Source organism: Methylobacterium sp. J-070, from assembly GCF_022829385.1.
Lineage (GTDB): Bacteria > Pseudomonadota > Alphaproteobacteria > Rhizobiales > Beijerinckiaceae > Methylobacterium.
Genome location: NZ_JAKSXX010000200.1, coordinates 1 through 5838, shown reverse-complemented (window position 1 = coordinate 5838; position 5838 = coordinate 1). Strand labels below are relative to the sequence as shown.

General features: G+C 62.7%; 8 protein-coding genes and 2 pseudogenes. 6 read left to right on the top strand and 4 right to left on the bottom strand.

Features of this window, described 5'->3' with window-relative positions; translation table 11 throughout:
- Window positions 1-137 precede the first annotated feature (137 nt).
- Both MKL01_RS21000 and MKL01_RS20995 read right to left on the bottom strand, forming a co-directional pair.
- Complete coding sequence (locus MKL01_RS21000; RefSeq protein WP_243907129.1) at window positions 138-548, bottom strand: PRC-barrel domain-containing protein; 411 nt, start codon at window positions 546-548, stop codon at window positions 138-140.
- A gap of 115 nt (window positions 549-663) precedes the next feature.
- A complete protein-coding gene (locus tag MKL01_RS20995; protein ID WP_279604773.1) occupies window positions 664-891 on the bottom strand; it encodes a hypothetical protein in 228 nt (75 codons plus the stop codon).
- A gap of 231 nt (window positions 892-1122) precedes the next feature.
- Between MKL01_RS20995 and MKL01_RS20990 the strand changes: the two genes are divergently transcribed.
- The 4 genes from MKL01_RS20990 to MKL01_RS20975 all read left to right on the top strand — a co-directional run bounded on the left by MKL01_RS20990 (window position 1123) and on the right by MKL01_RS20975 (window position 3144).
- The gene (locus MKL01_RS20990; RefSeq protein WP_243907127.1) at window positions 1123-1299 is read left to right on the top strand and encodes a hypothetical protein; all 177 of its coding nucleotides are present in this window, start codon (window positions 1123-1125) and stop codon (window positions 1297-1299) included.
- A gap of 267 nt (window positions 1300-1566) precedes the next feature.
- Window positions 1567-2022, top strand: a complete 456-nt coding sequence (locus tag MKL01_RS20985; RefSeq protein WP_243907126.1) for a hypothetical protein — start codon at window positions 1567-1569, stop codon at window positions 2020-2022.
- Window positions 2023-2026: 4 nt separating this feature from the next.
- On the top strand, window positions 2027-2392 hold the full coding sequence (locus tag MKL01_RS20980; protein WP_243907125.1) for a hypothetical protein: 366 nt from the start codon (window positions 2027-2029) through the stop codon (window positions 2390-2392).
- A 491-nt stretch (window positions 2393-2883) separates the two neighbouring features.
- Window positions 2884-3144, top strand: a complete 261-nt coding sequence (locus tag MKL01_RS20975; RefSeq protein WP_243907124.1) for a hypothetical protein — start codon at window positions 2884-2886, stop codon at window positions 3142-3144.
- A gap of 82 nt (window positions 3145-3226) precedes the next feature.
- Here the strand turns inward: MKL01_RS20975 and MKL01_RS20970 are convergent, their stop codons facing one another.
- Window positions 3227-3463 carry a DUF6894 family protein gene (locus tag MKL01_RS20970; protein WP_243907123.1) on the bottom strand — a complete coding sequence of 79 codons (237 nt, stop codon included), beginning with the start codon at window positions 3461-3463 and terminating at the stop codon, window positions 3227-3229.
- A 404-nt stretch (window positions 3464-3867) separates the two neighbouring features.
- Between MKL01_RS20970 and MKL01_RS20960 the strand changes: the two genes are divergently transcribed.
- The gene (locus MKL01_RS20960) at window positions 3868-4158 is read left to right on the top strand and encodes a hypothetical protein (protein WP_243907121.1); all 291 of its coding nucleotides are present in this window, start codon (window positions 3868-3870) and stop codon (window positions 4156-4158) included.
- 209 nt (window positions 4159-4367) lie between these two features.
- Window positions 4368-4570: pseudogene (locus MKL01_RS20955) on the top strand (nickel/cobalt efflux protein RcnA); the annotation flags it as partial.
- 716 nt (window positions 4571-5286) lie between these two features.
- Here MKL01_RS20955 and MKL01_RS20950 read toward each other — a convergent pair.
- Window positions 5287-5739, bottom strand: a pseudogene (locus tag MKL01_RS20950) (thiamine pyrophosphate-dependent enzyme); the annotation flags it as partial.
- Window positions 5740-5838 lie beyond the last annotated feature (99 nt).

Genomic DNA, 5838 nt, shown 5'->3' with positions numbered 1-5838 from the left:
ATGGCAGGAAGCGCCCGCCACCACGGCAGCCACGACACGCTCGCGCAGGTCCACAGACAGGGGTGAAGGCATAAGCAAGCTCCTTCACTCACCAACGCGCTACCCGCTAACCCGTCTCAAGCGGCGCGGGACCGGCTCTAGTCGGACTTGACTGTCTGATCCGGCTTGAAAGTGGCAGCCGCCGCGATCGTGTCTTTGCCCATGACGAGCATGGCCGAGAACCGGTCGCCACCGGGATACAGCACCAGCGCTGAGGGCTCGACCGCGATACGGCGGCTGCCGACGCCGAGGACGCCTCCGACATCTAGAACCACCGCCTTGAGGGCGCCCCCATCGCCGATCAGAAGGTCAGTTATCTTGCCGACGCTCTGTCCCGACAGATTGTGCACCCCTGTGCCGATCATCTGTGACGTCAGGAAGGTGATGGGTTTGGGATTACTGCGCCGCGCGGCGTCATCCGCCCTGGCGACCTGCCTGAGTTGGCCGCCCGATCCGTCGGTCGTGGAGCTTGGACCCGTGCCATGAAGTATCGTATCGGTGCCGATCACCGTCTTATCCTGAGCAAGCGATTGAGATGCTGATGAAAGGTCAAGGACCGAAATCAAAAATAATGTCTGGTATTTAAAAAACATTAGCGATACCTTATGGTTGCAATCCAACACTTCAGACTCGGGCTGCTGATAGCCGCTTGGTGTTGAAGGCGACGTGTTCGCGGTAGCGGGCGATGACCGTCTCGGGTGATCCGCCGTGCATAAGCGTCATCATCGCCTCACCGGCGGCCTGCACCTTCTCGACCACCATCGACTGCATCTCGGCCCGGCCCTCGCGGCCGCCCCAGGCTAGCCGGACCATGCGCAGCTCGATGACCCACCGCGACTCAATCGCGAGCATTATCGATGAAAAGATGGGATTATACACGATATAACTCCGCGACGTGGCAGATGCCGCTAGATTAACGCGGCTTGAGCCCACGTTGATCCGCCCTAAAAATGATAAGAAAAGCCGCCGCACCCCCAATAAAATCAAAAATGGCAACCTATGATCCTAGGCTTAGTTCTGTCTGTAGCATAATGCTCCCCGTCGCCCTTCCTTCGGCGGTTCTTTCGTTGAAAGGCTTCGCCCATGGGCAGCGGTATCTCTCTGTTATTTCTAGCGCTCGGCACGATCGGCGGTGTCGGCTTTCTCGCATTGGCTGCACGCAAGCAGGTCGCTAATTTGAAGGGCGACCCGGCGCGCTCCAACCTGATCAAGGATCACGGCGGCACACCACGGCAGAACATGCCTGGGACAGAGCACTGAACCCATAGGAGCGGCTGACATGACGAACGATGATCCGGTCGATGCCGCGGTCCTTGAACGCGCACGGCGGAACTTCCTCGACAACGGGCCGGGCGACCGGATGTGGGCAGATCCCTCCCCTCTAGACGGATCCACGATGAGTCCCTGCTTCGCTCTGAGCGCGGAGCAACGCGCCGCGTTTATCGCCGCGGCGCGAGCGGAGATCGCATCCGAGGGGGGCGCGGCCGACCGATCGGAGGCGCCCCTGCCCCGAGCGAAGGCCCGACCATGAGTCTCGGGATCCTCGCGCTGTATGAGAGCTGCAGCAAGGCGCAGGCGGCGACGGCCACGCTGGTCGCGGCCGGCATCCCTGAGCAGGCAATCCGGCTCGTGGCCGCCCTCGCCGATACGGATGACGGCCGACCCGAGGCGGAAGCCTCGCTTCCAGACGGCCCCGGCCTCCGGGATAGGCTCGGGACGATCGGCGTGGCTCCGGAGGCTGTGGACGCCTGCTGCGCGCGGCTGAGGCAGGGCGCGGCGATGCTGAACCTCGTCATCGTGGACGCCCAGCGGGATCACGTCATGGGCATTCTGAGGGACCATGGCTCAGTCGATCCGACGCTGCGTCTCGCGACTTGGCACGCTGAGGGGTGGGGCGGCACGTCGCCGGTCTCGACGGAGGGTTGGGGCGGCTATTCCGCTACCTCGACCGGTGCGACGGACATCACGACGAGACGGGAATAAGCCGATGGCCCTGTCCGCCCCCGTCCGTTCCGAGACGACCGACCTCGACGCCGTGCGGCGGTACGCGGTGAGCGTCATCGCGCAATCCGAAGGTGAGGCCTTGCAGATGAAGGCGGTCACCTTGGCGCTGCTCGGCGGGATCATGTGGCGTGGCGCTCCGGGATCGACCGAGATGATTCAGGACGAGGCGAGTGCCAAGGCCATCCTGTCGACCACCCTTGGCGGCCGCCATCTGACCTTCACCTACGACCAGAATACCGAGTCGATCGAGATGCGCGAGGGAACGACGGACGGTCCCGTCCTGCACCGTTTCTGCAACCGGACTTTGGTCTGGGACTTCGAGCGAACCTTCAGCGCCCTGTGGGGCTGAGGGAGCCTGATCCGGTCCCGTTCATCGGCACCAGCTGGGTCATCGGCATCGAGATCAGCACGCGCAGACCTGCGCGCTCCCAGTGATGCGGGATCTTGCCGCCGAGCTGACCGCCAACGCTGTGCTGGACCAGGGTCGAGCTGGACCCCGTATGCGCCGGCGTCCGCTCGACCGTCGGACTGGCCCGCTCGCACCAGATCAGGCTGCCGAGGGAAGTCGCCTGAGAGGCGGTGAAGGCGTCGAGATCCGGAAACTGTTTGTGCGATGCTATTGTTTTCAGAGCGCGAAGTCAGTCCCGACGGTGCAACCGTCGGAGCTGTCCGTGGCCCGTATTCCTGTCTTGATCCTCGCAACTGGCCTGACGGCTGGCGCTCTCTGCTCGGCTGGTGCCGCCATGAAAAAAAGTCCGGGTGCCGAACCAGTACGATGGCTCTTGGACCATCGTCGCCACCACGGCTCAAGGCCCCTGTTCGGCGAGCACGAGCTATCACGTGCAGATCAAGGATAGCGATGCCTCGATCCCCGGTGAGGAGGTCGATATCTACGGCGGCGTGTCTGCGAGCGGCTCCGTGCACGCCACGATCACCAGCGGCGCCAACAAGGTCCCGATCTCCGGCGGCCTCGACGCCAAGGGCGGCGGCAGCGGCACATGGCGCACGTCCGGCGGACTGGTCGAATGCACCGGCAGTTGGAGCGCCAAGCGTTCAAGTTGGGTATTCAAGGCGCGAAGGCATGGTTCCTGGCGCCGGTAGGCTATGCGGCGGAAAGGACCTTGCCCCCCGTGGGTCGGGGCCGCTCGATACCCGTGCGCCAGTGGCTATCCTGCCGGGATATTTACCTCGGGATGATCGCTTCCTTGAAGGGCATCACGGCGAGGATCAACCCGGTGCTATTGCTGATCTGAAAGCATCGTCCATCCAGCACCTCGCCGAGCGATCGGCCCTTTGCGAGCAGGTGACGGGCAGAAGCAGAAGCGTCGGCACATGCTGCTGCCAAGCTCGGCAAATAACTGCCGTCCACGTCTTCAATCAGTCGGTCCCCATCGCGGACGTGGAAAAAATACAACGGCATACAATTTCGAGTTACCAGTGGCATGTGGGCCTAAAGCACCAATCATGCCGGGCCACCGATTGACGTAAATTGCTCTCAAGGATGCGCAACTCGGCATCAGATCATGCCGGTTCGTGCGACAGCAACCGGCTCCACGTCCAAGTGCGATGGAACGTAGGCACACCAGCCGCAGTGGCCGTTCTCCGCCGCCTTTGGTGCATTCCATTGCGAACAAAGCGGACAGATTTTCACGACAATCCGTGTGCCGGAGACGAAGGCCAGTCCGCGGCCACGAAAAGTGACTCGGCCTTGCGGGAGGTCATTCGGCATGGCTGCATCCATGCTCCTGTCAGAGCTGACCATCCCAAAGCGAGCATAATTATATCGATGCGACTCCATCAAATGATGGAGTCGGCGTCGGATTGATGATTATTGTTCTCGCGCTGATATTTGAATATTGGGGCGCGCCAATGGCCGCGTGGTCACCGTCGATAACGTGTCACTTTATGCGAAAGCTCGTCATTATCCTCTCCGAGGACCAGTCGACAATGACCAGCACGCAGGACGCGCTTCTGTTCAATCGCTTGCTTGAATTGGAGATGGACGCGGAGCGTCAGGGAGCGGAAGAAGCTTCCTGCCGGATCATCGCTCGGGTGCGTCGGATCGCAGGCACTGCTGCATCCAGAGCGTATCCACCCACCATCCGCGGTCATTGAGTGGCGCGTTTGGCGCTACCGGCATTCTAAGCCCTGGCCCTCGCTATAGCTCCAGACGCTCGGCATGACCAAAGCTCAGGACCGCCCCTCTCCAGAGCTATGGTCAGGATCGGCTTCTGAGAAGTTGGCGCCGGCAGCGCGCAGGGCCTGCATCAGGGCGTTCAACTGAATGATAGTGATTGTCGGCTCGCCAGGGCTGCTCACGGCCCTCGGAGGGCGTGATTGCGGCGTTGAGCGTCAAGCACATCGCCAGCCGCTGGTCCGGGTTCAGCAACTTCGCGCAGCAGGCCCCTACACCTCCGCAGGTCTGATCGTTCTCATCGGCCTCTACACCGGTTGGCTCGGCTACCAGGGTATCCAACACGGCCCGGTTGGCCACGCTGCCGAGGCACTCGCTGTGCAACGCGCCTGATTTTGCGAATGGCTGCAGATAAGCGCCGGTCCGGGACTCGTTCCTGAAGGACGGTAACGTCCTCAACAAACAAAAGATTTCCATTTAGAGGCGGGGTCCCAATCGGCGCCAACCGAGATCCCGCTCCTCTTTTGCTTCTGCCAATAATATCAATACGCTATCTTGGTTTTAGCTGGGGCCCCGCTTCAACGCCGATCTACACACCGACGTTCCGTAGCGTGCCCTTATGCGAATGGGTGATCATAGCTGACAGCGTCCGCTTTTGGGATGGTGGCAAAGCCACCTGGATGACCGGGATGGGCGCAAAGACGAACGTCCGGTCCTGCGCGCGCTGGCGATCCAACGTGACGTAGTCTGACCGGAAGCAGAATGGCCGCTTCGGAGTAAGGCCGGCGCAAATGCGGACGGCCCCATACCGACTTATTTCAGCCCGTGATCCAGAGCCGCCGCGAGGATCGGATCAAGCGGGTCGCGCGTGCGAAACATGGTGCCGTCGCGGACCTGGATCCCGGGCTCCGCTGCGCGACCCCGGGCTGACGGGGAGCCGATCGAAGCCGAATGCGTGAACCCGTGAGCCTCAGGATGAAAGGGGAGTGGGATCCACCGTACTGGACGCCGAACTGCCAAGTACCGTGGGTGCATCGATCGGATCACGACGACAACCAGCACAATGCCGTTGTCGGTATGGAGCAAGAGGACGAAGCGATGCCGAAAACTCAGCCCCGCGCTAATGCCTCATCGCGGATCGCGTCGAGCGTCCGGGTCGGGGTCAGCGCCTGCGGGTCGACGAGGCAGTGCAGCATCGCCGGCAGACCGGACTCTAAGGCCCGCTCGAAGGCGGGGGCGAAGTCGACGGTGCGCTCCACCCGCTCGCCGTGGCCGCCGAAGGCTGCCGCCACCGCCGCGAAATCGGGATTGCGCAGGCTCGTCGCCGAGACCCGGCCGGGGTACTCGCGCTCCTGGTGCATGCGGATCGTGCCGTACATGCCGTTGTCGAGCACCACCACCACGATGGCGAAGCCGTACCGTATGGCGGTGGCGAACTCCTGCACGCATATCATAACGTCGCCGTCCCCGGCCATCGCTACGACCATCCGCTCCGGATGCACCCGCTTGGCCAACACGGCGGCTGGCAGGCCCTAGCCCATGGACGCGGAGGTCGGCCAGAGTTACGTGCGGGAGCCGCGCGCCTGGTGCATGCGGCGCGTGCCGTACATGCCGTTGTCGGGGACCACCACCACGATGGCGACGCCGTACTGTATGGCGGT